This window comes from Roseobacter sp. (assembly GCF_039970775.1).
Lineage (GTDB): Bacteria > Pseudomonadota > Alphaproteobacteria > Rhodobacterales > Rhodobacteraceae > Roseobacter.
In genome coordinates this window covers 37242-61446 of sequence record NZ_JBDVLG010000009.1, presented here as the reverse complement: position 1 = coordinate 61446, position 24205 = coordinate 37242, and the positions used below count along the sequence as shown (strand labels likewise).

The window sequence follows — 24205 nt, the reverse complement described above, 5'->3', positions numbered from 1 at the left end:
GGTGTTTTGCGCCGTAGCGGCCTAAAAAACTCGTCAGACCCGCAATGGTGCGCTACCTTTTTCCCCACGAGGGGGAATTGGCATGTTGATCCGAACCTGTGTTGCCGCCGTCTTTTTAGCACATGCGGCCGTCGCGCAAGAGCGCACGCCCAGTCACTGCATTGCGCTGGCCGAGGCCTCGCCGGGGCTGGATTATGTGGTGCCCGCCAGCCTTGGCCCGGTAGCCGAAGACATGGTGCGCATTCATTACCTGACCCACGCCAGTTTCCTGATCCGCACCCATGGCGGGCTGAACATGGTCACGGATTACACAGGGTTCACCGGGTCGGCGCCGATGATCCCGGATGTGGTCACGATGAACCACGCCCACAGCACCCACTGGACGGCCCACCCGGACCCTGCGATCCCGCATGTGCTGCCCGGTTGGGGGCCGTTTGGCGAAGGCATCGACCATCATTTGGATCTGGGTGAAGTGTTGATCCGCAATGTATCCACCGATATCCGGTCGCAGTTTTCTGGTGTGGAGGTCGAGGGGAATTCGGTTTTTGTATTCGAACTGGCAGGGCTTTGCGTCGGCCATTTGGGGCACCTGCACCATGAACCGGACGCCGAACAATATGCGGCGTTGGGGCGGCTTGATGTGGTGATGGCGCCGGTGGATGGCGGGTATACGTTGGATTTGCCCACGATGATCCGGGTGCTGAAACGTCTCAGATCATCCGTGGTGATCCCGATGCATTGGTTTTCATTCACGGCGCTCGACGATTTCCTGACAGGCATGTCGGATGACTTTACGGTGGTCGAGGTGGGTGGGGCGTCTCTTGATATTTCGTTGGATCGTTTGCCGGGGCGGCCCACGGTGATGGTGCTGCACCCGGCTTTGCTTGACGGGCGCTGAGCGGCTCTTGCAATGCCCAGCGGCGTGAGAGATCTAGAGGGTATGGAATTAAACTCAGCTGATACAGATTTTGATGCGCTTTTGCGGCAGCACCTTCCTGAAGACCGGGTGACCACGGCTGCGCCGCGATACCTCGAAGAACCGCGTGGCCGTTGGCACGGGCGTGACACCGTGTTGACCTTGCCGCGCAGCACCCAAGACGTGGCCACCATCGTACGATTGGCCGGGCAGGCGCGTGTGGGCGTGTTGGCGTATGGTGGCGGTACGGGGTTGGTTGGCGGGCAGGTCGTGCCCGACGGGCCACGGCCGGTGATTGTGTCGCTGGAACGCATGACGGCAATCCGGGCCGTGTACCCCGAAGAAAACGTGCTGATCTGCGAAGCGGGCGCGATTTTGGCGGATGTTCAGGCGGCTGCGGATGCGGCGGGGCGGTTGTTCCCGTTGTCGCTGGCGTCTGAAGGGTCGGCGCGGATCGGCGGGAATTTGGCGACCAACGCGGGCGGCACGTCGGTGCTACGCTATGGAAACACGCGCGATTTGTGTTTGGGGCTGGAGGCCGTGCTGCCGGATGGGCAGATCTGGCACGGGCTGAAACGACTGCGCAAAGACAACACCGGTTATGACCTGCGCAACTTGTTGATCGGGTCAGAGGGCACCTTGGGGGTGATCACGGCTGCGGCGTTGAAGCTCAGCCCCAGACCTGCCACACGCGGCACCGCGTTTTTTGTGGTGCCATCCCCGGCGGCGGCGTTGTCGTTGCTGGCGTTGGCCCGTGAGCAACTGGGGGAATTGATCAGCGGGTTTGAACTGATCAAAGGGCAGGGGTTGAGGTTTTTGGCCGAAACGATGCCACAGGTCCGGCAGCCGTTTTCTGTTGCGCCCGACTGGTCGGTGTTGATGGAGGTGGGACTTGTCGCGGGGCTGGATGCGCAGCACGCGCTGGAACAGGTGTTTGTTGCCGCTGCCGAAGCGGGTTTGGTAATCGACGGGGTTATTGCGCAAAACACCCAGCAGTCGGATGACTTTTGGACGGTGCGCGAAATGATCCCAGAGGCCAATAAACGCGTGGGCGCTGTGATTTCGAGTGATGTGTCCGTGCCGCTGAGCAGCTTGCCAGAGTTTATCGAAAGGGGTGATCAGGCGGTGGGCGAGATTGGCGCGTTTCGGATCAATTGCTTTGGCCATGTGGGGGATGGGAATTTGCACTACAACGTGTTCCCGGTTGTGGGAGCTGCGGCGGCGGATCACAGCCCCCAGCGGGCAGAGCTGCAGCGCGCAGTGCATGATGTGGTGCATGCGCTGGGGGGATCTGTGAGCGCCGAGCACGGGATTGGGCGGCTAAAGGTCGGCGATCTGGAACGCTACAGTGATCCTGCAAAGCTGTCGGCGATGCGGGCGATCAAGGCGGCGCTGGATCCGCATGGTATTATGAACCCGGGCGCCGTCCTTAAGAAATGAGGCGCTAGCGCGCTGCGCGATGTTTTTCAAATCCCTCCGGGATTTGGTTTGGGCCCCGTATCAGAGGCCGTTGAAGGCACATAGGGCGTGGACATCCATGCCCAGGGCTTCGAGTTTGGCGCGCCCGCCGAGGTCTGGCAGGTCGATGATGAAGGCGCAGGAGACGATCTGCCCGCCCAGCCGTTCTAGCAATTTGATGCCGGCCTCTGCGGTGCCGCCTGTGGCGAGCAGGTCGTCGACCACCAAGACCTTTTCACCGGGTTGGATCGCGTCATCGTGGATTTCGACGATGGCTTCGCCATATTCCAATGTGTAATCTTGGCTGATGGTGGTGCCGGGCAGTTTGCCCTTTTTGCGGATGGGGACAAAGCCGACAGAGAGCTGGTGCGCGATGGCGCCGCCCAAGATGAAGCCGCGCGCCTCTAAGCCCACGACTTTGTCGATTTGCATGCCTGCGTAGGGGTGCAGCATCTGGTCGATGGCGATGCGAAACCCGCGTGGGTCGGAAAAGAGCGTGGTGACATCGCGGAACATGATCCCTTCGTGGGGGAAATCGACGATGGTGCGGATGTAGTCTTGGACAGTTTTCATGGGGTGTCTTTCAAGTGGAACGGCGAAGTGTGGCGGTGAGCAGGCCCATACCCACAAGTGTGGCGCCGCCCGCGCGGGTGATCCACGTGAGGATGGCAGGGCGCGCGATGACCTGGCGCAGTCTATCGGCCAGCAGGGCATAAGCGAGCGCGTTCAGCGCGGCAAGTGTGCAAAAGGTGGCGATGAGGATCGCGAATTGGGGCAGCAGCGGTGTCTCCGGGCGCAGAAACTGCGGCACGAAGGCGATGAAAAACGCGATGGATTTGGGGTTGAGCGCGGTCACGGCCGCGGCGTGACCAAAGACGTTTTGGGCGGTGACGTCGGGTTGCGTGGGGGCAAGGCCCGTACTTGGGGCCGAGCGGATCAATTTCATGCCGAGCCAGACGAGGTAGACGGCCCCCGCCCATTTCAGCACGGTAAAAACGGTGGCAGAGGCCAGTACTAAGGCGCCGAGCCCTGCAAGGGACGCGGTCATGGCGACCAGATCACCAAATGCCACGCCTGCTGCCGAGGCCACCGCGACAGAGCGGCCTTTGGAGAGCGCATAGCTGAGCACCAGCAATACGGTGGGGCCGGGGATGAGCAGCAACGCCGTTGAGGCGGCCACAAAGGTGAGCCATAGGTCAAAGGGCATGGGGAAGATCCTGTTATATTGGGCGCCCAACCATGCGGGTTCTGGCCTGAAAGGCAAGAGGGTGTGGTGTGTTACGCAGCCGGTGCTGCCTTGTGGGGTGTGTGTCAGCTTTGCAAAACGCGCCCTGCGATAGCGTCCAGTTTGGACACCAATACAGGATCACGTGCGTGGGGGGCTGTCATGATCGCGTGGTCGAGTGCTCTGTCGCACCCATGCTGGCAGGGCGCGCGCGTCTTATCCAATAAGGCGGGCAAGCGGCACAACATATCGCGGCCCTTGTCTGCGTTGCCCATCAATGTCGCGATGATCTGCGTAACGTCGACCTCGCCGTGATCAGGGTGCCAGCTGTCATAGTCGGTGATCATCGCGACGGACGCATAGCAAAGCTCCGCTTCGCGAGCCAATTTCGCTTCGGGCATGTTGGTCATGCCGATCACATCCGCGCCCCAAACATCACGGTACATCTTTGATTCCGCGAGCGTCGAAAACTGCGGGCCTTCCATCGCCAGATATGTCCCGCCTCGGTGCACCGTTATACCCGCCGCCCGCGCCGCCGTTTCGCATAAAGACGTCAACCGGGGGCACGTGGGGTGGGCGACGGACACATGTGCCACGCATCCCGTGCCAAAAAACGACTTTTCGCGTGCAATCGTGCGGTCAATGAATTGATCAACCAGAACAAAATCACCCGGTGCCATATGGTCGCGAAAAGACCCGCACGCCGAAATCGCAATGACATCGGTGCACCCCAACCGTTTGAGCGCATCGATATTGGCACGGTAAGGAACCGTTGTGGGGCTGTGCACATGCCCGCGGCCGTGGCGCGGTAGGAACGCCATTTCGATGTCATCGAGTGTGCCGGTGAGGATGGCATCAGACGGTGCGCCCCACGGGCTGTCGACCGATGTCCAGCGGGCGTCTTGCAGCCCGTCGATCTCATAGATGCCTGATCCGCCGATTACTGCGATTTTGGGGGATGTCATGATGGGCTCCGATATGGTTGCGCGTAAAGGGTGGCGGGGGCGGCGTGATAAATCAAGGTGTTGTGCGGCACTCTAGGCGGCGCGCGTTGTTAAGGTGTTGCATCACCGTACGCGCGCGCGATTGGTGTTGCGTCTTTGGGGGTGCAAACGGTCGCCGGGCTTTTCATTTGACGTGAAACCGTCTAGTCAACCCGCAAACGGCCCGTAATATCGAGGCCCCCTTGACCCGATTTTAGGATACACAGAATGGCGCGAACCACGTTCAGCACCTTTACGAAAAACCTTGCAATGACTGACCTGCGCTGGATGCCGGATGATGGGTTTTCGCCCACACGGTTGCGCATCGAATTGCTGTCTGGGCTGACGGTGGCGTTGGCGCTGGTCCCCGAAGCGGTGGCGTTTGCGTTTGTGGCAGGGGTGCACCCGTTGGTGGGGCTTTATGCGGCGTTTTTGGTTGGTTTGATCACGGCGTTGATCGGTGGCCGCCCGGGGATGATCTCGGGGGCGACGGGGGCTTTGGCGGTGGTCATGGTGGCGCTAGTGGCGCAGCACGGGGTCGAATATCTCTTTGCGACAGTCGTATTAATGGGACTTTTGCAGATTTTTGCGGGTGTTATGCAGTGGGGCAAATTTATCCGGCTGGTGCCGCACCCTGTGATGTTGGGGTTCGTGAATGGGTTGGCCATTGTGATTTTTCTGGCGCAGATGAGCCAGTTCAAAGTGCCCGGATCCATGGAAAACACGGGCCACGGCATGAGCGGCGGAGAGTGGCTTTCGGGCCAGCCATTGGTTATGATGTTGGGCCTTGTGGCCGCGACCATGGCGATTATTTGGGTGACCCCGCGTGTGACACGCGTGATCCCCGCGCCGCTGGCCGGGATCGGTATCGTGGCGGCGGTTGTTATCGGGTTTGGTCTTGATGTCCCGCGGGTGGGGGATCTTGCGTCTATTCAGGGCGGGTTGCCTACGGTGCACATTCCGATGGTGCCGCTGAATTGGGAGACCTTCGAGATCATCTTGCCCTATGCGGTGATTTTGGCGGCAATTGGCCTGATCGAGAGCCTGCTGACGTTGAATTTGGTAGGAGATATGACGAACCGGCGCGGCGGCGCGTCGCAAGAATGTATCGCGCAGGGTGTTGCCAATACAGTGACCGGGTTTTTCGGCGGTATGGGCGGTTGTGCGATGATCGGTCAGTCGATGATCAACGTAAAATCTGGCGGGCGGACACGTGTTGCAGGGATCGCAGCCGCGGTGTTTTTGCTGCTGTTTATTCTGGTGGGATCGTCCATTATCGAGCTTATCCCGCTGGCGGCGCTTGTTGGGGTGATGTTCATGGTGGTGATCGGGACATTTGCCTGGAACAGTCTGACCATCTTGCGCAAAGTGCCGTTGACGGATGCCTTTGTGATTTTGTTGGTGACGGTTGTGACTGTCATGGAAGATTTGGCTGTTGCGGTGGTTGTCGGTGTGATTGTGAGCGCGTTGGCCTATGCGTGGAATAACGCGCGGCGCATCTATGCAAAGGTGTATTCAACGCCTGAGGGTGCGCGCGTTTATCAGGTGCAGGGGCCGTTGTTTTTTGGGTCGTCAGATGGGTTCGCCGAGATGTTCGATGTAGAAGGTGACCCATCTGAGGTGATCGTTGATTTTGCTGACAGTCGTGTGGTGGATCAGTCGGCACTACAGGCGATTGAGGCCATTGCGGGGAAATATGAGGCGGTTGGCAAGCGGTTGCAGTTGCGTCATTTGAGCCGTGATTGTCATAAGTTGCTGACCAAAGCTGGGCATTTGATGATCGATAGTGACGATGATCCAGAGTATGAACTGGCGGTCAATTATCAAGTGCGCACGGGTATTTTGGGCGGGCACTGACGCCGGTGACGCGCTTGCCCTTATAGGGCAAGACGCCCCACCCGCCGTCCCTATGGGTGGGGTTTAGTAGATCTTGAAGCTCGCCACGAAGGGCAGGTGATCGGAAACGCCACGCCGGAAGGCTTCGCGGCCCATGTCCATCGTCCAGTGCATTGGAAACAGGCGCAGGCTGCCCTTGATATAGTCGGTCGAGAAGTTGCGACTGACGGCGAAGCCATCCAGCAGATTTGCCCGGCCTTTTTCGAGGATATGCGAGAAGCGGTCCTGGAGATCCCATGATGACACGAAATCCATTGTGTCATCGCCGCCCAGGTGGTGAAAGTTCGACACGTCTTGTCCGGGGATCATGTTGAAATCACCCATCATAAAGATTGCGCGGCGTTTCAGGCCCGGTGTTTGGTGGATTTGGGTGATGTGATCGCCGATGACTTTGCATTGGCTGTCGCGGATCTTTTGTTCGGGACGGTCCCGGCCTGATTTGAGGTGCACGCCGATCACGATCGCCTTGAGTTTGCCGATGTGGATATCTACCGCAAGGGCTTGGCGGCCGCGGCCATAGCTGCCTTCGGACCCTTCGACAAAGCGGGGGTTTGACACCGTGATGCCGGGTTTGTGTAGAAACCCGATATGAATATTGCCATGTTTTTGCGGCAAAATAGTGTGGTTGTATGCGACGCCGAACCGCTTGAGCTTGTCCACGAGTGTTTCGATATACCCCAGTGGCGAGACCTCGACGAGGGTGACAAATTCGGCGTCCAGAAGCGCCAACCCTTCGGCTTGTTTGTCGGCCTTTCGGGATCTGGCGGATATACCTATCGGCCGTCCGGGCCGGGAAAAACCGGCCAAATTCCAGACGGCGGCGCGGATAATGGAATGATTGAATTGTGCCATAATAAATGCCCTGAATGCGCGCGGGCCGATATGGCCCGGCTGTTTATCAATAGGGCACGTATAGCACAAAACGGGGTTATGCGTCGGGGCGGACCAGTTGAAACAATTCGGTCACGCGGGCGTAGTCTTGGTAGCCTAAGCGGCTTAGCGGATGGAAACTGCGCAGATCAAACCGCCCATCCGTTAGGGTATCATCACGGACATGCACGCCGATCACTTCGCCGAAGACGGCAAAATTATGCGCCCCTTCGAGCTTTATGATCTGTGTCATGCGGCATTCCAGCGATGCAGGTGCGCCGGTCACACGTGCGCAGTTGATTTCGGTGCATTCGGCCGGGGCGATGCCGGCGCGGATGAATTCATCGTCTTCCATGGGCAGCGGTGCCGAGGATGCGTTCATTGCGTCGCGCATCGCATATTCCACCACATTGACGCAGAAAACGCCGGTGTCGCGGATGTTTGCCACCGAATCCTTGGTGTCGCCGCGATCTGGTTTGGTGCTGGTCGAGGCAAACATGACTTGGGGCGGCACGTAGGCCACTGCGTTGAAAAACGAATAGGGCGCCAGATTGTTGCGCCCATCAGCGCCGCGGGTGGAGATCCACCCTATGGGGCGGGGGCTGACAATTGCGTTGAACGGGTTATGCGGCAAGCCATGGCCATCGGCGGGGCGATAAAACATCGTGAGCTCCTGATCGTTTGCAGCCGGTGTAGCGCATGTGTTACGGGCGGGCCACTTGAAATCAAACCGGGGGCGCGCGGCCTTTTCCATGTACCGTTTGACCGCAGAAAATCCGCAAGACAGTCACGAGGTGGAGGCGCTTTTTGATCTGTGTTTTGCACCGGGGCGCGAGGCGCTGTCGTCGTACCGGTTGCGCGATGGGATCGCGCCCGTTGGCGGGTTAAGTTTGGTCGCGCGCGATGCAGATGGCATATTGTCGGGGGCGATCCGGTTTTGGCCTGTGATGGTGGGGGTGCATGTTGCGTTGTTGTTGGGGCCGATTGCGGTGCATCCGACCCGGCAGGGCGAGGGGCTGGCGGGGGAATTGATCCGGGCGTCACTGGCGCGCGCATCCGGGGATGGCTGGGCGCGGGTGATGTTGGTTGGGGATGCGCCTTATTATCAACGGTTTGGCTTTGCGGTTTTGCGTGATGTTGTGATGCCGCCGCCGACCAATCCCGACAGGGTATTGGGGCAGGCGTTGCAACCGGCGGCATGGGACGGCGTCGCGGGGCAGGTGATGCCGTGGCAAGGTGCGCTTTTGCAGGGCAGTTGAAATCTGCTGTGCTGTGCACATTTATAAATCATGAGAAACGCCCATGACTGACATGATCCAATCTCTCCCCGTCGATGTTGACGCGGCGCTTGACCAGTTGGTTCAGCGCTATCGGCGTGCGGGCAGCGGCGCGATTGATCTGCTCAATTTAATCGGCGGACGTGCCGAAGGTCTGTTGGACCGTCTGCCCGCCCCGGCGCGCAATGGGCTGCAAGAGGCCACACGCCGCGCGTTGGAACACGCCATGAAAGCCGCACATAGCAGTCGCGGCGTGGTGCCTGACCAAAAAGGCTGGCTGAATACGGTTGTGGGGACCGCAATGGGGGCTGCTGGGGGTGTCGGGGGGCTGCCCACGGCCTTGGCCGAACTGCCGGTGACGACCACGTTGTTGTTGCGTATCATTCAGGGCGTGGCCGCCGAACATGGGTTCGATCCGGCCTGTCAAAACGTGCAATTCGATTGCCTCGAAGTGTTTGCCGCCGCGGGGCCCTTGGCGCATGATGACGGGGTGGATCTGGGGTTTTTATCGGCGCGGGTGACCCTGACGGGGGCCGCGCTGCAAACGATTATCGCGCGGGTTGCACCGCGATTGGCCACGGTTTTGGGGCAAAAACTAGCCACACAGACGGTGCCCGTTTTGGGAGCGGTTGCAGGGGCGGCCACCAATTATACCTACATAAATTATTACCAAGAAATGGCGCATGTCCATTTTGGCCTGCGCAAACTGGCCATAGAGGCGGACGTGCCGGTGGGGGATTTGATCGAACAGATGCGCCACCGGGTTGGTGCGGGGACATTGGTATGAAACGAAAAAAGCGTTCAAAGGGTTGCGCGCGCGCAGTTGGCCGCCCAAGGTTGGGCATGTTTGACGAAATGACCCAAGACCCAGCCCGCACCGGGACGCACCGATGATAAAACAACTGCCAATTTCGCTGGATGGTGCTGGCAAACGCGATGTGCGCACCCAGTTTGCTGCGCTGTGTTACCGGGTGCACAAAACGAAGGTGCAGGTGTTGCTGATTACCTCGCGGGGGACGCAACGTTGGATCGTGCCCAAAGGTTGGCCGATGGATGGCAAAACCCCGGCGGCATCAGCCGCACAAGAGGCCTGGGAAGAGGCGGGTGCGCGCGGTCAAATCGATGGGCGGTGTTTGGGGATTTTTTCCTTTACCAAGGATGCCGAAGAATTGGGGGCTTTTCCCTGTCTGGCGATGGTCTATGCCGTAAAGGTGGATACGCTGGCCGATGACTACCCGGAGGCCGGTCAGCGCAAGCGCAAATGGATGTCGCGCAAGAAAGCAGCAGGGCTGGTGGACGAACCAGAACTGGCCCGTATCCTGCGTGATTTTGACCCGCGCACGCCCGCGTGACGGTCTTGACGTGGGGCCAAGGCTGCCGCATGTCCTAAGCAATTGGTAACCAATCTGGGGATAGCCTTTAGACGATGATTCAATATGCGCTCAGATGTGATCAGGGTCACGAGTTTGACAGTTGGTTCCAGTCGGCATCGGCGTTTGACGCGCTAAAGGCTGCTGGGCATTTGACCTGCGTCGTCTGCGGGGCCACATCGGTCGACAAGGCCATCATGGCGCCACGGGTGTCTGTCCCCGCGACCAAAGACGCGGCGGATTTGCGCAAAGCCGAGACGCCCGAAGAAAAGGCGCTCGCAGAGTTGAAAACCCACGTCGAAACCAACGCCGATTACGTCGGATCAAAATTCGCGCAAGAGGCCCGGTCAATGTACCTTGGGTCCGCCCCCGAGCGGCCCATTTACGGCGAGGCCAATGGCGCAGAGGCAAAGAAACTGATCGAGGATGGCGTGCCTGTGGTGCCATTGCCCTTCACCCCGACCAAAAAGGCGAACTGATCAAATGACCGTTGTGATAACTGGCGCGAGCCGTGGCATTGGTGCGGGTCTTGCCGCGGCCTATAAAATGCGCGGGGACCGTGTCATTGGGACCACGCGCACCGGCGCGCACCCCCTTGATGTCAGAGATCCTACCAATCACGCGGCCTTTGCCCAAAGCCTCGCGGGGCAGCCGGTGGAATTGCTGGTGTGCAATGCGGGGGTCTATCTGGACAAAGGCCAATCGCTGGACGGTGGATTTCCTGCGGACCAATGGGCTGATAGCTTTGCCACCAATGTGACGGGTGTTTTCCTGACAGTTCAGGCGTTGCTGCCCAACCTGCGCGCGGCCAGCGCGGCGCGGATCGCTATTATTTCATCGCAGATGGCGTCTTCGGAACGTGCGCCGGGGGGCAGCTATATCTACCGGTCGTCCAAGGCGGCGGCGCTTAACTTGGGGCGCAATCTGGCGACAGATCTGATGCCCGAAGGGATCGCCGTGGGGATTTATCACCCCGGTTGGGTGCAAACCGATATGGGCAGTGCCGCGGCCGAAATCACCGTAAATCAGGCGGTTGCCGGTCTGGTAGACAGGTTCGATGCGCTGACCTTGCCGCGCACTGGCGTGTTTGAAACCTGGGATGGTCGTCCGCACGCGTATTGATCGCCACAGCAGGAATTCGCAGGTGCGCCGCGTGGGTGACTTGTGGTTCCGGACGCCACAGCGTAAACCGCCCGCGATGACTGTGAGGGGCGCATTATGCCTGTATTGGTAATGAAATTTGGTGGCACGTCTGTTGCCACGCTGGATCGTATCCGCCGCGCGGCCAAAAAGGTCGGCGTTGAGGTGGCCAAAGGCTACGACGTGATTGTGATCGTGTCGGCGATGTCGGGCAAGACAAACGAGCTTGTCGGTTGGGTGAACGAAACATCACCACTGTATGACGCGCGCGAATATGATGCGGTTGTGTCCAGTGGTGAAAACGTCACGGCGGGGTTGATGGCTCTGACCTTGCAGGAAATGGATGTGCCCGCGCGCAGCTGGCAGGGGTGGCAGGTGCCGGTCAAAACGACCTCGGCGCATTCTGCGGCCCGGATCGAAGATATCCCACCAGAAAACATCACCGCTAAATTCGCCGAAGGCATGCGGGTTGCGGTTGTGGCCGGGTTTCAAGGTGTCAGCCCCGAAGGCCGGATCACGACGTTGGGGCGCGGTGGGTCTGATACCACGGCGGTCGCGTTTGCCGCTGCGTTTGATGCCGAACGTTGTGACATTTATACGGACGTGGATGGCGTTTATACCACCGATCCACGTGTCAGCCCCAAGGCGCGTAAACTCGATAAGATCTCTTTCGAGGAGATGCTGGAGCTGGCGTCGCTGGGGGCCAAGGTGTTGCAAACGCGGTCTGTTGAATTGGCGATGCGCTACAAAGTCAAGCTGCGCGTGCTGAGCAGTTTTGAAGAACAATCTGATCAGGCGGGAACGCTTGTCTGCGACGAGGAAGATATCATGGAAAGCAATGTGGTGGCCGGTGTGGCCTTTTCGCGCGATGAAGCCAAAATGACGTTGGTGAGCGTGGCCGACCGGCCCGGCATCGCCGCCAATATCTTTACCGCGCTTAGCGACGGCGGCGTGAACGTCGACATGATCGTGCAGAATATCTCGGAAGACGGGCGCACCGATATGACGTGGTCGTGCCCGACCGATCAGGTGGCGCGCGCCGAAAAGGCCGTGACCGATGCCAAAACCGAAGGCACGATCAATTTCCACGAGGTGATCGCCGATACCGAGGTCGCCAAAGTATCGGTTGTGGGCATCGGCATGCGCAGCCACACTGGTGTTGCCGCCAAGATGTTCCAGATATTGAGCGCCGAAAGCATCAACATCAAGGTCATCACAACATCCGAGATCAAGATTTCCGTGCTAATTGATAGAAAATACATGGAATTAGCGGTGCAGGCACTGCATGATGCTTTTGAATTGGAAAAAGCTGCCTGATCCGCTGTGATTGCGGACCGGCACCACGGCATGTGGAAGGAACGCACGCGTGGCTGAACGGCTGGAAACGGGCTCTCGCAAGCTTTTGGGGCGGCTTCGCGATGCGATGGCAGGGGATGTTGCGGGGCAAGCGCGCCTTGATAAGATCACCTCGTTGATTGCCGATAGCATGGGCTGCGAGGTCTGTTCTGTCTATTTGTTCCGCGATGAAGACACGCTGGAATTATGCGCCACAGAGGGCCTGAACCAAGACGCGGTTCATGAAACTCGCATGAAACTGGGCGAGGGTCTTGTTGGGCGCGTGGCCCGTCGGCGCGAGGTCGTGAACACCCCCGATGCGCCTCAGGCCAAGGGGTTCCGGTATATGCCGGAAACCGGCGAAGAGGTGTTTTCGAGTTTTCTCGGGGTGCCGGTGCAGCGGTTGGGCGATGCCCTTGGCGTGCTAGTGGTGCAATCCCGGACCGCGCGCGAATTTTCGGCGGATGAGGTCTATGCCCTAGAGGTCGTGGCGATGGTTGTCGCCGAGATGACCGAGTTGGGCGCGTTTGTTGGCGACAACGCGGCCATGTCGGCACGCCATTCGCAACCCGCGATGTTCCGAGGCACCGTGGGCCAAGAAGGGGCGGCCGAAGGGCACGTCTGGCTCCACGAGCCGCGTGTGGTTGTGACCAACCCCATCGCCGACGACCCTGTGCGCGAATTGGAACGGCTGCAGGGGGCTGTGGAACAGTTGCGAGTTGGCGTTGATAAAATGCTCGAAATAGCGGGCAGTCAAGACAAAGACCAGCAGCAGGTTTTGGAAGCCTACCGCATGTTCGCCAATTCCAAAGGGTGGATGCGGCGCATGGAAGAGGCCATTTCCAACGGGTTGTCTGCTGAGGCCGCCGTCGAAAAAGAACAATCGCTGGCAGGCGCGCGCATGGGCAAGGTGACCGACAGCTACCTGCGTGAACGGCTGAGCGACCTTGACGATCTGAGCAACCGGTTGTTGCGGATCCTGACGGGGCAGGGTGCGGATACGGGGGCTGAAATGCCGGCCAACCCGATCTTGATCGCGCGCAACATCGGCCCCGCAGAATTGCTTGAATACGGGCGCAACCTCAAAGGGATCGTGCTCGAAGAAGGCTCCGTTGGCAGCCACGCGGCGATTGTGGCGCGGGCGTTGGCGATCCCGTTGGTGGTACATGCTTCGCGGATCAGCACCGAGGCATTGAACGGCGATCACATCATGGTCGATGGCGAACAGGGCATGGTGCACCTGCGTCCTGACGATTCGGTTGTCAGCGCCTTTCGCGACAAAATCGCGATGCTGGCAGCAGCGCAGGAGCGCTATGCGTCGATCCGCGACCTGCCGGCAGAAACCTTGGATGGCGCGGTGTTGTCGTTACAAATGAACGCAGGCCTGATGGCAGATCTGCCGTCGCTGCCCAATTCCGGGGCCGATGGCGTTGGGCTGTTCCGCACCGAACTGCAGTTTTTGGTGCGCAACCAAATGCCGCGTCGGTCCGAATTGGTGGCGCTTTATGCGCGGGTGCTGGATGCGGCACAGGGCAAACGGGTGATCTTTCGCACACTCGACATCGGGTCTGACAAAGTGCTGCCCTACATGAAACCCAACGACGAACCCAACCCCGCGATGGGGTGGCGTGCGATTCGCGTGGGGTTGGACAAACCCGGCATCATGCGGATGCAGCTGCAGGCGTTGATTCGCGCGGCCAACGGGCGGCCCCTGACGGTGATGTTCCCGTTTGTCGCACAGCTTGACGAATATCGTATCGCCCGCAGGATGGTTGATAAAACCTTGGCCGCAGAAGAGCGGCTGGGCCATGTTTTGCCCTCTTCGATCGAGATCGGCACCATGTTGGAAACACCCAGTCTGGCGTTTGCACCCTACAAGTTTTTTGAAGAGGTCGATTTTCTGTCCATCGGGGGCAATGATCTGAAGCAGTTCTTTTTCGCGGCTGACCGCGAGAACGAACGCGTGCGCCGCCGCTATGACACGCTCAACGTGTCGTTCCTCAGCTTTATCGAAGGTATCGTTGAGCGTTGCGAGATGTCGGGCACACCCCTGTCGTTTTGTGGCGAAGACGCGGGCCGCCCTGTCGAGGCATTGTGTCTTGCGGCCATCGGCTTGCGCAGCCTGTCGATGCGCCCGGCGTCGGTCGGCCCGGTCAAAAGCCTGCTGCGGCGTGCAAACCTTCAAGACCTGCGCAAAGTCATCGCTGACGCGCGCCACCGAGGCGAGATGTCTGTCCGCCCGGCCGTGATGGAATGGCTGCGGTCGCAAGGGGCGTGACCGGCGCGCGGCAACATTGAGACGGCCTGGTCATTGAGGTTTCCGGCCGTTGGATGAGCCCCAATTCGCGCTGGATGCCGCAAATTGAGGTCCCAAATCCTTTCACATGATTCGATTTAACGGCGGGATCTTAGCAGACGGCGCTTTCGTAATCGCGATTGAGGGCCTGTGTGTAAAATTTCCGCTGTTTGGGGATGACCTGAATTTTAAGCGGCAGTTTGATTTTTCGCCTATGTTTTGTGCGTTTCGCGTCTGGGTTTAATCCGGCGCGCCCAAGTGTTGGCCAACAGCGGCGGCATCACCCTTACTCGGGCGGCCTATTAGGCGACACCACTGCGCAGGGGGCCATCACGGCAAATCGGCTGCCTTGCGCGATAAAAACACAACTGTTGCGGACCTCCTTTTTCAAGGTGGGTCGTGGTGAATGGTACCTTGGTGCCAATCAATGCCACCCGCAGCACCAACGGGAACGTATGAAACATGAAGTTTAACCTTTACTCCATCGCAACGGCCGCTTTGCTGGGCTCGACCGCCATGGCCGCCGCCGAATGTGCCGATCCGATTAAAGTGGGTGTGTTGCATTCGCTATCCGGCACGATGGCCATTTCCGAGACCACGCTGAAAGACACCATGCTGATGCTGATCGACCAGCAAAACGCAGCGGGTGGCGTTTTGGGGTGTGAAATCGAAGCGGTGGTTGTCGACCCTGCGTCCGACTGGCCATTGTTTGCCGAAAAAGCACGCGAATTGCTGACTGTGCACGACGTTGACGTGATCTTTGGTAACTGGACATCGGTCAGCCGTAAATCTGTTCTGCCGGTCATCGAAGAACTGAACGGCCTGCTGTTTTACCCTGTGCAATACGAAGGTGAAGAAAGCTCCAAGAACGTTTTCTACACAGGCGCCGCGCCCAACCAGCAGGCCATCCCTGCGGTTGATTATTTCCTCGAAGAACTGGGCGTTGAGAAATTCGCGCTGCTGGGCACCGACTACGTCTACCCGCGCACAACTAACAACATCCTCGAGCAATACCTGAAAGACAACGGCATCGCAGCCGACGACATCTTTGTGAACTACACGCCATTTGGCCATTCCGATTGGGCAACCATCGTGGCTGACGTCGTGGCGTTGGGCGAAGACGGCAAGCAGGTTGGTGTGATCTCAACGATCAACGGCGACGCAAACATCGGCTTTTACAAAGAGCTGGCTGCGGCTGGTGTATCTGCCGACGACATCCCTGTTGTAGCATTTTCGGTTGGCGAAGAAGAACTTTCCGGTTTGGACACATCAAACTTGGTCGGTCACTTGGCGGCGTGGAACTACTTTCAGTCGGCTGAAACAGACGCCAACGCTGAATTCATCGCAGCTTGGAAAGATTTCGCTGGCGAAGAGCGCGTGACCAACGACCCAATGGAAGCCCACTATATCGGGTTCAACATGTGGGTAAATGCGGCCACTGCTGCAGGGTCCACCGATGTGGATGCCGTCCGTACGGCGATGTATGGTCAAGAGTTCCAGAACCTAACAGGCGGCACGGCCGTGATGTTGCCAAACCACCACTTGGCCAAGCCGGTTTTGATTGGTGAAATCACTGCGGACGGTCAATTCGACATCATTTCGCAGACCACCGAAGTGCCGGGCGATGCATGGACAGACTTCTTGCCTGCGTCCAAAGTTCTGACCTCTGATTGGAAAGATCTGGGCTGCGGCATGTACAATGTCGAAACCAAGACTTGCGTTCAGCTGACGTCTAACTACTAAGCAACGTCGCAGGGCTGCCCCATGGCGGCCCTGCTTCTTTTGCGCGACTGATCTGACTTTGAAAGCCTATATTATGCGTCGTTTATTTCTTGCCATCGCGCTCTGTTTCGGCGCGCTGACACAGGCGCAGGCCGATGATTTGCAAGATGTTTTGCAAATCCACGCGGATCAGGTCGCCAAACCGTCCCGCAAAAGTGTCGGGCCCTTGCTGGATGATTTGGCGGATTCGGGGCTGCCCAATGCACCAATATTTCTAGAGAAATGGGCGGGCAGAACCGTGTGGCAAAGCCCCGACGGGGTGTTTTTCTACGGTGAAACGGACGGCGACGACATATCCCTGACGGACATCGACAGTGGCACCGCCAGCACCCAACCCAAAGACGGGTTTCGCCAGATCCGTCCAAACGGTGGCGTACGGCGCTTGATTGGCACGGCGCTGGTGCAGTTCCAACTGGCGGATCCCGATCTGGCGCGGCGCGAGACGGCGGTTGCCGCCATTGCGCGCAGCCCCGAGGCCGCACAGTTGGCGCCGCTGCTGGCATCGATCGACGGTGAACCCGATGTTGACTTGCGTATCCGCAAAACCCAACTGGCGCGGTTTTTATCTGCCCGGTTCGGCGACACACCGCAGGCCCGGATTGCCGCGATTGAAACCCTGTCGAAGGACACATCGGTCGAGGCGCGCAGCGTGCTCAACCAGATCGTTCAAACCACTACCGGTGTGGCCACGGCGGCACCCGATGGCAATGTAGCACGTATTCTTGACCCGACGCAGGCGCCCGCCGTTTTCTATGACCGGTTGATCCAGGCGGGGTTCGCGCCCCCACACACGACGCCGGCGATGATCCGCGCGACCCTCGAGGCGAATATTATTGATGGCAAAGCCGGTGGTGTTCCGTTGGCACAGCTGAACACGGACGCCGCACGCGAGCGCGCCTATGCGAGCCTTGCAAAAGAAGGCCGCGCCCAGCCGTTGGTCACCGACCAAGCGCGCGATCAGGCGCTGGCGGCATATGTGTTCTACGACCTTTACGATGAACCCAACGCCGACATTACGGCCGCCGCGGCACAGGCGTTGGCGTCTGTTGAACAACGTGTAGGGTTTGAGCAGGCCGCCGATTTGGCGCTGGATGGGTTGTCGCTAGCGTCGATCTATTTCCTCGCGGCCATCGGGCTGGCGATCACGTTTGGCGTGATGGGCGTGATCAACATGGCCCACGGCGAATTCATCATGATGGGCGCCTATACCGGTTACGTGGTACAGCTGTTCATCCCCGACTACACCATTTCGATCATCGTTGCCTTGCCGCTGGCCTTTGCGATCACGTTTGGGGCCGGGGTCGTCATGGAACGGTTGGTCATCCGGCATCTGTATCACCGGCCGCTGGAAACATTGCTGGCCACCTTCGGGATCTCTATTGCGCTGCAACAGCTGGCAAAAAATATCTTTGGCACGCAGGCGCGGCCGCTGACATCGCCGGGGTGGCTTGATGGGGCTTGGGTGATCTCGGATGTGATCCAGATTAGTTATATCCGCATTGCCATTTTCGTGCTGGCGCTGCTGTTTCTTGCGCTGATCTTGTTTGTGCTGAAACGCACGCGGCTGGGCCTTGAGGTGCGCGCGGTGACGCAAAACCCGGGTATGGCTGCCAGCATGGGCATCAACCCTGACCGGATCAATATGCTGACGTTTGGTTTGGGGTCGGGTATTGCGGGCATCGCGGGTGTGGCCATTGGTCTATACGCCAAAGTGACTTCTGAGATGGGCGCCGACTACATCGTGCAGAGCTTTATGACTGTGGTGGTCGGTGGGGTCGGAAACGTCTGGGGTACATTGGCCGGGGCGTCGATGATCGGCTTCCTGCAAAAAGGGATCGAATGGTTGAACCCGTCCAACACGCTTGCGGCGCAAACCTATATGATCTTGTTCATCATCTTGTTTATTCAATTCCGACCCAAGGGCATTGTTGCGCTCAAAGGTCGGGCGGCGGCGGATTGACCCATGCGTAAGAGCTTTATTTCCCAAAACCCGTCTGTCTTGTGGTTCCTGCTGGCGCTGAGCGCGTTTGTTTTGGGCGTTGTGTTGTTGTCCGAAGTCACAGGGTCGGGGGTGATCTCGACCTCCTTTGTCAAAACGCTGGGCAAAACACTGTGCCTGTGTCTGGTCGCCATCGCGATGGACGTCGTGTGGGGTTATTGCGGTATCCTGTCGCTGGGGCATTTCGCATTTTTCGGGATCGGTGGGTACGCGATCGGCATGTGGCTGATGTATGCCCGTACCGAAAGCATCGTGATGGGCAACCTGCAAAATCAGGTCATCCCGCCCACCCCGCAAGAAATATCAGATGCCATCGGCAATCAGATTTTCGGGGTCGTGGGCAGCTCTGAATTCCCCCTGATCTGGAGCCTTGCAGACAGTCTGTTTTTGCAACTGGCCATGGTGGTTTTGGTGCCGGGGGCGTTGGCCTTGGTGTTTGGCTGGCTGGCGTTTCGGTCTCGCGTGACGGGGGTGTATCTGTCGATCCTGACGCAGGCGATGACGTTGGCGTTGGCCCTGTACCTGTTTCAAAACGACAGCGGCTTGCGCGGCAACAACGGCTTGTCTGGCTTGCAAAATATCCCCGGATTTGAGGCAACTTCGCAGGCGATGCTGTCAATCGTGTTCTTTCTGGCGTCGGCGGCTGCGCTGGCTGCGGGGTATGTGTTTTTTGCTTGGGTCGTGTCGGGCAAAATGGGCAGCGTGATCAAAGGGATCCGCGACAACGAGGCGCGCGTGCGGTTCTTGGGCTACCACGTAGAAAGCTACAAACTGTTCGTCTTTACGATCACCGCGGTGATATCGGCCATCGCTGGCGCGCTGTATTACCCCCAAGCGGGCATCATCAACCCCGGTGAAATCGCGCCGATTGCGTCGATTTATTTGGCGGTTTGGGTGGCCATTGGCGGGCGCGGGCGGCTCTATGGCGCGGTGATCGGGGCGGCGTTTGTGTCGCTATTGTCGAGCTGGTTCACCGGTGGCGGCGCGCCCGACATCAACCTTGGGTTCTACACGGTTCAATGGACCGATTGGTGGCTGGTGTTGTTGGGGCTATCGTTTGTGGCTGTCACGCTGTTTTTCCCCAAGGGCATCGGTGGGCTATTTGATTACATCGTCAGGAAACCGTCATGAGCATGCTTTTGGAAGTGTCGGGCGTGTCCGTTACCTTTGATGGGTTCCGCGCGATCAACAACCTGTCGATCAATTTTGCACCGGCCGAGTTGCGTGCCATTATTGGGCCCAATGGCGCCGGTAAGACCACCTTTATGGATATCGTGACCGGGAAAACCAAACCGGACGAGGGCACGGTGATTTGGGGCGAACGGAATATTTCGTTGCTGGGTCTGTCAGAAAGCCGGATCGCGATGGAAGGGATTGGGCGTAAGTTTCAGAAACCTACGGTGTTTGAAGACCAGACGGTGCGGCAAAATCTGGCGATGGCGCTGAAAAACCCGCGCAGCCCGTTTGCGGTGTTGATGCATAAGAAAACCGCGCGCAATGCCGAACGGATTGAGAGCATCGCAGACGAAATTGGCCTGCTAGACAGCCTGACCCGCACAGCAGGAGAGCTGAGCCACGGGCAGAAACAATGGCTCGAGATTGGCATGTTACTGGCGCAGGAACCGCGCTTGTTGTTGGTCGATGAACCTGCCGCCGGTATGACGGTTGAAGAACGCGAAAAGACCACGGACATTCTGCGCAAGGCTGCCGAAACCCGCGCGGTTGTGGTGGTGGAGCATGACATGGAATTTGTGCGCCGGCTCGATTGCAAGGTCACCGTGCTGCACGAAGGGTCGGTTTTGGCGGAAGGCAGCCTAGATCACGTGACCTCGAACCAGACAGTAATCGACGTTTATTTGGGGCGCGCGCATGCTTGAGGTTTCCAATCTAGATTTGCACTACGGGCAAAGCCAAATCTTGTTTGGCGTGTCGCTGTCGGCTGCTGTTGGCGAAATCACGACCGTGATGGGCAACAATGGGGCAGGCAAAACGAGCTTGCTCAAGGCTATCGCGGGGCGACATCCGGCCAGTGGCGGCCAAGTGTCGGTGGCTGGTGCGCCGGCCCGTGTGTCGTCGGCGTATCACGCGGCCCGCACTGGTATTTCCTATGTGCCGCAAGGGCGCGAGGTTTTCCCGATGATGACGGTGTTGGAAAATTTGCAGACGGGATTTGCCTGCCTGCCCGCATCTGAACACGTTATACCTGACCATATTTTTGATCTGTTTCCGGTTCTGCGCGACATGCAGGCTAGACGGGGTGGTGATTTGTCGGGCGGGCAACAACAGCAACTCGCGATCGCGCGCGCGCTGATTACCCGGCCCAAGGCGTTGTTGCTGGACGAGCCAACCGAGGGCATCCAACCCAACGTGATCCAACAGATCGGCGAGGCGTTGCGACTCTTGCGCGATCAAGGTGACATGGCCGTCGTGTTGGTGGAGCAGAACGCTGATTTTGCCTACGGTTTGGCGGATAGGTTTGTGGTTGTGGAACGGGGTGCGGTTAAACGGCGCGAGATCAAGGCGGATTACACCAAGGCCGCGCTACTGGATGATCTGGCGTTGTAACTGCGCCGGGTGGAAGGCATCGTTGGTGCGATTTTGGCGAAACCCGAGATAAGTGTCAGTCCTGCTCAACCGCGCTGGCAGCCGATGTTTCTAACGTATGGATGACGTCGCGCAGCCTGTTTGGGGCAACGGGGGGCGACAGATAATACCCCTGCACTTGGGTGCAGTTTTGACCTTTTAACCAGGCCAACTGTTCGGGTGTTTCTACGCCTTCGGCGACGACAGTCGCACCGATCTGTTCGCCTAAGGTCAAAATCAATGCCACAATAGGCCCGGATTTTGGCAGCTGCGACACAAAGGACTGATCGATTTTCAAACAGTTCAACGGAAAGCGCAGGATGTAGGCAAGGTTGGAATACCCGGTGCCGAAATCATCAATGGCAATTTGATAGCCCATATTCGCGATGGTTTCGAGCTTTTGCGCGATGGCATCGTGATCCCCGATGAGCACGTTTTCCGTGATCTCAAGTTCGATTTTCCCCGAGGGGAAGTCGGGATGCTGTGCAAAACACTCCAACGCGCCCAACAGGCGTTTGTCTTCGAACTGGCGGGGCGAGATGTTGACAGACACTTGAATATCACGCCCTGCCTGATGCAGGGACACGGCCTTGGTGCAGGCCATTTCCAGCACAAGTTGTCCCAGTTCCTCGATCATCCCTGTTTCTTCGCAGATCGATATGAATTCCGCAGGCATCACAAGCCCGCGGTCGGGGTGTTGCCAACGAACGAGCGCCTCGACAGAGACCACTGACCCGGTCTGCAACGAAACGCGTGGTTGATAATGCAATATGAATTCACGTTGCTCTATAGCGCGTTTGAGCTCTATCTCGACCAGATCACGGGCATTGGCCTGATCCCCCATTTCGGAGGTGAAAAAGGTCAGCCGGTCGCGCCCGGCCTGTTTTGCGGCATAAAGCGCGATGTCGGCTTCGCGTAGAATAGCCGTGAATTCAGCAGTTTGAGGGGTGAACAGGGTTACACCAATACTGATCGTTGCATTGACCCGGGTGGCGTCATGGGAAATTGGTGCAGAAACCTGAGACAGTAAGTCCTCCAGATGCGCGGCGAGGTCGGCGGCGGATGTGATGTTTTCGAACAACACGACAAACTCATCGCCGCCTAGGCGTATTAATGTATCGGTCGCGCGGATGGACATCGCGACACGGGAGGCGACCTCTTTCAGGACGACGTCGCCCATTTCATGCCCCAAACGGTCATTGATCTGTTTGAAGCGGTCAATATCAAAACACAGGAGGGCGCAGGGGCCGCTTTGGCTTACCGCAAGCGACGACATGTAGTGCTGCAAATAGCTTCTGTTGTAGCACCCTGTTAGTTGGTCGCGGTCGGCAAGGTAGCGGGCCTTGTCGCGTGCGATTTTCAATTCACTGACATCAATGGCCGTCAAAAGGGTGGCCGGGTCGCCGGTAACCGCATCCACACATTTCTTGATCGTCAAATCATGCCAACGAGGGCCGCCGCTGGTGTTGACCTTTGACACCAGACGATGCTCACCACAAAGCTGAATTTGAGCCGCCAAACGGTCATAGTCGGATGGATCGATGAATTTTTCGCGCACCGTTTGGGTGGCATGGGTCGCCACGTCGCGGGCGGCTGGGTTCATGTAAAGGGGTTGTCCGCTATCGTCGTGCAGGGCAATCATCACATCCGTGTGGAGCAAAGCCTCGGCGCTGCGCAGGTTTTCGGGTTGATTTTCGGTGTCTCCAACCGCTTCGCATTGCATGGCCATCCGACCGTCGGGCATGCGATATCCGCAATATACCACCATTACGCTAGTCGGTTTTCCATTGGGGTAAAGCGTCCACATTTCGGTGAAAGTGGCATCATTTTCAATGAAATCGCGTTGATACTGCTTGAGGCGGGTGGCGACGGCGGGCGACATATTCGTTGCCATGTCACGCGATTGCAGATCCGCCTCGTTGTCGGCTTGCCATAAGACGCAGGCTGGTGCGTTGGCAAAAACAATGCGCGCGTTGTCGACATCATAGATCCACAACGGGGTCTGCATCCGGTCAATCGGAAGTGAGATGTTTGGTCGCAGATCGGCCACGTGTGTACCCTGCAAAGGCGTCGGTACCGCCGCGCCATCAGTTATCTTTTCATTGCGCATCGACCAATGTCCCTGACATGTACCGTTAAGCAGCTTTGCTTTTGGGTTGGCCCAATTCGCTTAATGGGCGGAACCCGTCAGTGTGTTTTACCATGTCTGTCCAGCGCGCAATCGCCGGATAGTCGGCCATGTGCAGCCCCGCTTCTTCTAAAACATGAACATAGCCGAAAATCGCGATATCAGCAATGGAGTAGCCTGTGCTCAAAATGAAGTCGCGCTTTTCCAGATGCGCATCCAGGCGGGCCAGCCCGGCATCTGCTGCGGCCTGCCAAGTCAGGATATCATCGGCCCGCGAATCGCGCTGTTCTGGCAGGATTGTAGTGAAGAATCGAGCAGGCGAAATGAACGGCTCCAGCTTGGATTGTTCGTAGAACATCCATTGCAACGCCTCGGCGCGTGCCTCGGCGGTGGGCGGCATCAGGTCGCTGTCTTCGGCGAGATACCATAACATGGCGTTGCTTTCCCCAATGCCGGCGCCGGTGTGTGTGACCAGATGCGGCACCACGCCCAGCGGGCTGATCGCCAGATACGCGGGAGATTTTTGCGCGCCTTTCAAGACGTCAATCATTTCGATCTCAAAGGGAATCATCAGCTGGTGCATTGCCAGCCACGGCTTGAAACAGTTGCCAGACCCCAGACACGCATAAAGTTTATTCACAACACACCTCTTATCGACTTTGGCAGCGTTCACATTATGAAACGGCCGTTAACGTGGCCTGAATGCAGGTAAAAAACCAATCTCGAATGCATTTCAAATTGCAACCATTGGTATTTGGGTGGCCGCGGCCTCTCGTGAAAACTGAAAAAGAGAAGACCGTGATCTGCGGTCTTAATGGTACGTGTAATTCTATTAAAAACATATAGATACCGCCATCGCTGCCATTCGTGGGCAAAAAACGGATTGCTCATGTGATAACCATTAATAGAATTTTAACACAGGAAAACTAATTTCTGTTTGGTTAACA

Annotated in this window: 22 protein-coding genes; 15 read left to right on the top strand and 7 right to left on the bottom strand. The window is 58.2% G+C overall.

Annotation, left to right across the window (positions count from 1 at the left end; all coding sequences use genetic code 11):
- Positions 1–82: 82 nt before the first annotated feature.
- Both ABJH13_RS01685 and ABJH13_RS01680 read left to right on the top strand, forming a co-directional pair.
- Positions 83–898, top strand: a complete 816-nt coding sequence (locus tag ABJH13_RS01685) for an MBL fold metallo-hydrolase (protein WP_348404481.1) — start codon at positions 83–85, stop codon at positions 896–898.
- A gap of 42 nt (positions 899–940) precedes the next feature.
- Entirely contained in the window at positions 941–2356 is a 1416-nt protein-coding gene (locus ABJH13_RS01680; protein WP_348404480.1) for an FAD-binding oxidoreductase, read from the top strand.
- A 60-nt stretch (positions 2357–2416) separates the two neighbouring features.
- On the opposite strand, the gene ABJH13_RS01675 is transcribed toward ABJH13_RS01680, so the two are convergent.
- The 3 genes from ABJH13_RS01675 to ABJH13_RS01665 all read right to left on the bottom strand — a co-directional run bounded on the left by ABJH13_RS01675 (position 2417) and on the right by ABJH13_RS01665 (position 4564).
- Positions 2417–2947 carry an adenine phosphoribosyltransferase gene (locus ABJH13_RS01675; protein ID WP_348404479.1) on the bottom strand — a complete coding sequence of 177 codons (531 nt, stop codon included), beginning with the start codon at positions 2945–2947 and terminating at the stop codon, positions 2417–2419.
- A gap of 10 nt (positions 2948–2957) precedes the next feature.
- Positions 2958–3581, bottom strand: a complete 624-nt coding sequence (locus ABJH13_RS01670; protein ID WP_348404478.1) for a LysE family translocator — start codon at positions 3579–3581, stop codon at positions 2958–2960.
- Between the two features lie 104 nt (positions 3582–3685).
- A complete protein-coding gene (locus ABJH13_RS01665; RefSeq protein WP_348404477.1) occupies positions 3686–4564 on the bottom strand; it encodes an S-methyl-5'-thioadenosine phosphorylase in 879 nt (292 codons plus the stop codon).
- A 246-nt stretch (positions 4565–4810) separates the two neighbouring features.
- Between ABJH13_RS01665 and ABJH13_RS01660 the strand changes: the two genes are divergently transcribed.
- Positions 4811–6439, top strand: a complete 1629-nt coding sequence (locus ABJH13_RS01660; RefSeq protein ID WP_348404476.1) for a SulP family inorganic anion transporter — start codon at positions 4811–4813, stop codon at positions 6437–6439.
- 63 nt (positions 6440–6502) lie between these two features.
- Here the strand turns inward: ABJH13_RS01660 and ABJH13_RS01655 are convergent, their stop codons facing one another.
- Positions 6503–7330 carry a GMP synthase gene (locus tag ABJH13_RS01655; RefSeq protein WP_348404475.1) on the bottom strand — a complete coding sequence of 276 codons (828 nt, stop codon included), beginning with the start codon at positions 7328–7330 and terminating at the stop codon, positions 6503–6505.
- Between the two features lie 76 nt (positions 7331–7406).
- Positions 7407–8012: a flavin reductase family protein gene (locus ABJH13_RS01650; protein WP_348404474.1), complete on the bottom strand. Its 606-nt coding sequence runs from the start codon at positions 8010–8012 to the stop codon at positions 7407–7409.
- An 88-nt stretch (positions 8013–8100) separates the two neighbouring features.
- Here ABJH13_RS01650 and ABJH13_RS01645 point away from each other — a divergent pair, with 88 nt between their 5' ends.
- The 12 genes from ABJH13_RS01645 to urtE all read left to right on the top strand — a co-directional run bounded on the left by ABJH13_RS01645 (position 8101) and on the right by urtE (position 21112).
- The gene (locus tag ABJH13_RS01645) at positions 8101–8607 is read left to right on the top strand and encodes an N-acetyltransferase (protein WP_348404534.1); all 507 of its coding nucleotides are present in this window, start codon (positions 8101–8103) and stop codon (positions 8605–8607) included.
- Positions 8608–8650: 43 nt separating this feature from the next.
- On the top strand, positions 8651–9412 hold the full coding sequence (locus ABJH13_RS01640) for an EcsC family protein (protein ID WP_348404473.1): 762 nt from the start codon (positions 8651–8653) through the stop codon (positions 9410–9412).
- A 103-nt stretch (positions 9413–9515) separates the two neighbouring features.
- Positions 9516–9977: an NUDIX hydrolase gene (locus ABJH13_RS01635; RefSeq protein WP_348404472.1), complete on the top strand. Its 462-nt coding sequence runs from the start codon at positions 9516–9518 to the stop codon at positions 9975–9977.
- 74 nt (positions 9978–10051) lie between these two features.
- Positions 10052–10474, top strand: a complete 423-nt coding sequence (locus tag ABJH13_RS01630) for a DUF1178 family protein (RefSeq protein ID WP_348404471.1) — start codon at positions 10052–10054, stop codon at positions 10472–10474.
- A gap of 4 nt (positions 10475–10478) precedes the next feature.
- On the top strand, positions 10479–11117 hold the full coding sequence (locus ABJH13_RS01625) for an SDR family NAD(P)-dependent oxidoreductase (RefSeq protein ID WP_348404470.1): 639 nt from the start codon (positions 10479–10481) through the stop codon (positions 11115–11117).
- Between the two features lie 96 nt (positions 11118–11213).
- Complete coding sequence (locus tag ABJH13_RS01620) at positions 11214–12452, top strand: aspartate kinase (RefSeq protein WP_348404469.1); 1239 nt, start codon at positions 11214–11216, stop codon at positions 12450–12452.
- A 49-nt stretch (positions 12453–12501) separates the two neighbouring features.
- On the top strand, positions 12502–14748 hold the full coding sequence (ptsP, locus tag ABJH13_RS01615) for a phosphoenolpyruvate--protein phosphotransferase (RefSeq protein WP_348404468.1): 2247 nt from the start codon (positions 12502–12504) through the stop codon (positions 14746–14748).
- A 480-nt stretch (positions 14749–15228) separates the two neighbouring features.
- Positions 15229–16509, top strand: coding sequence for an urea ABC transporter substrate-binding protein (gene urtA, locus ABJH13_RS01610; protein ID WP_348404467.1), 1281 nt, complete (start codon positions 15229–15231; stop codon positions 16507–16509).
- A 73-nt stretch (positions 16510–16582) separates the two neighbouring features.
- A complete protein-coding gene (gene urtB / locus ABJH13_RS01605; RefSeq protein WP_348404466.1) occupies positions 16583–18508 on the top strand; it encodes an urea ABC transporter permease subunit UrtB in 1926 nt (641 codons plus the stop codon).
- 3 nt (positions 18509–18511) lie between these two features.
- The gene (gene urtC / locus ABJH13_RS01600; RefSeq protein ID WP_348404465.1) at positions 18512–19678 is read left to right on the top strand and encodes an urea ABC transporter permease subunit UrtC; all 1167 of its coding nucleotides are present in this window, start codon (positions 18512–18514) and stop codon (positions 19676–19678) included.
- Positions 19675–20424, top strand: coding sequence for an urea ABC transporter ATP-binding protein UrtD (urtD, locus tag ABJH13_RS01595; protein ID WP_348404464.1), 750 nt, complete (start codon positions 19675–19677; stop codon positions 20422–20424). The genes urtC and urtD overlap by 4 nt, the downstream gene beginning before the upstream one ends.
- Positions 20417–21112, top strand: a complete 696-nt coding sequence (urtE, locus tag ABJH13_RS01590) for an urea ABC transporter ATP-binding subunit UrtE (RefSeq protein WP_348404463.1) — start codon at positions 20417–20419, stop codon at positions 21110–21112. The genes urtD and urtE overlap by 8 nt, the downstream gene beginning before the upstream one ends.
- Positions 21113–21167: 55 nt before the next feature.
- Here the strand turns inward: urtE and ABJH13_RS01585 are convergent, their stop codons facing one another.
- Together ABJH13_RS01585 and ABJH13_RS01580 are read right to left on the bottom strand one after the other, a co-directional pair.
- Positions 21168–23240, bottom strand: a complete 2073-nt coding sequence (locus tag ABJH13_RS01585) for an EAL domain-containing protein (RefSeq protein WP_348404462.1) — start codon at positions 23238–23240, stop codon at positions 21168–21170.
- A gap of 25 nt (positions 23241–23265) precedes the next feature.
- Positions 23266–23898, bottom strand: a complete 633-nt coding sequence (locus tag ABJH13_RS01580) for a glutathione S-transferase family protein (RefSeq protein WP_348404461.1) — start codon at positions 23896–23898, stop codon at positions 23266–23268.
- Positions 23899–24205 lie beyond the last annotated feature (307 nt).

What these genes read in the sequence shown, in the direction of transcription:
- urtE (WP_348404463.1), top strand. Translation starts at nt 20,417, where the DNA reads ATGCTTGAGGTTTCCAATCTAGATTTGCACTACGGGCAAAGCCAAATC.
- ABJH13_RS01680 (WP_348404480.1), top strand. Translation starts at nt 941, where the DNA reads ATGGAATTAAACTCAGCTGATACAGATTTTGATGCGCTTTTGCGGCAG.
- ABJH13_RS01645 (WP_348404534.1), top strand. Translation starts at nt 8,101, where the DNA reads ATGTACCGTTTGACCGCAGAAAATCCGCAAGACAGTCACGAGGTGGAG.
- ABJH13_RS01665 (WP_348404477.1), bottom strand. Translation starts at nt 4,564, where the DNA reads ATGACATCCCCCAAAATCGCAGTAATCGGCGGATCAGGCATCTATGAG.
- ABJH13_RS01630 (WP_348404471.1), top strand. Translation starts at nt 10,052, where the DNA reads ATGATTCAATATGCGCTCAGATGTGATCAGGGTCACGAGTTTGACAGT.
- ABJH13_RS01650 (WP_348404474.1), bottom strand. Translation starts at nt 8,012, where the DNA reads ATGTTTTATCGCCCCGCCGATGGCCATGGCTTGCCGCATAACCCGTTC.
- urtA (WP_348404467.1), top strand. Translation starts at nt 15,229, where the DNA reads ATGAAGTTTAACCTTTACTCCATCGCAACGGCCGCTTTGCTGGGCTCG.
- ABJH13_RS01685 (WP_348404481.1), top strand. Translation starts at nt 83, where the DNA reads ATGTTGATCCGAACCTGTGTTGCCGCCGTCTTTTTAGCACATGCGGCC.
- ABJH13_RS01655 (WP_348404475.1), bottom strand. Translation starts at nt 7,330, where the DNA reads ATGGCACAATTCAATCATTCCATTATCCGCGCCGCCGTCTGGAATTTG.
- urtC (WP_348404465.1), top strand. Translation starts at nt 18,512, where the DNA reads ATGCGTAAGAGCTTTATTTCCCAAAACCCGTCTGTCTTGTGGTTCCTG.
- ABJH13_RS01585 (WP_348404462.1), bottom strand. Translation starts at nt 23,240, where the DNA reads ATGCGCAATGAAAAGATAACTGATGGCGCGGCGGTACCGACGCCTTTG.
- ABJH13_RS01660 (WP_348404476.1), top strand. Translation starts at nt 4,811, where the DNA reads ATGGCGCGAACCACGTTCAGCACCTTTACGAAAAACCTTGCAATGACT.
- ABJH13_RS01635 (WP_348404472.1), top strand. Translation starts at nt 9,516, where the DNA reads ATGATAAAACAACTGCCAATTTCGCTGGATGGTGCTGGCAAACGCGAT.
- urtD (WP_348404464.1), top strand. Translation starts at nt 19,675, where the DNA reads ATGAGCATGCTTTTGGAAGTGTCGGGCGTGTCCGTTACCTTTGATGGG.
- ABJH13_RS01620 (WP_348404469.1), top strand. Translation starts at nt 11,214, where the DNA reads ATGCCTGTATTGGTAATGAAATTTGGTGGCACGTCTGTTGCCACGCTG.
- ABJH13_RS01670 (WP_348404478.1), bottom strand. Translation starts at nt 3,581, where the DNA reads ATGCCCTTTGACCTATGGCTCACCTTTGTGGCCGCCTCAACGGCGTTG.
- ABJH13_RS01640 (WP_348404473.1), top strand. Translation starts at nt 8,651, where the DNA reads ATGACTGACATGATCCAATCTCTCCCCGTCGATGTTGACGCGGCGCTT.
- ABJH13_RS01625 (WP_348404470.1), top strand. Translation starts at nt 10,479, where the DNA reads ATGACCGTTGTGATAACTGGCGCGAGCCGTGGCATTGGTGCGGGTCTT.
- urtB (WP_348404466.1), top strand. Translation starts at nt 16,583, where the DNA reads ATGCGTCGTTTATTTCTTGCCATCGCGCTCTGTTTCGGCGCGCTGACA.
- ABJH13_RS01675 (WP_348404479.1), bottom strand. Translation starts at nt 2,947, where the DNA reads ATGAAAACTGTCCAAGACTACATCCGCACCATCGTCGATTTCCCCCAC.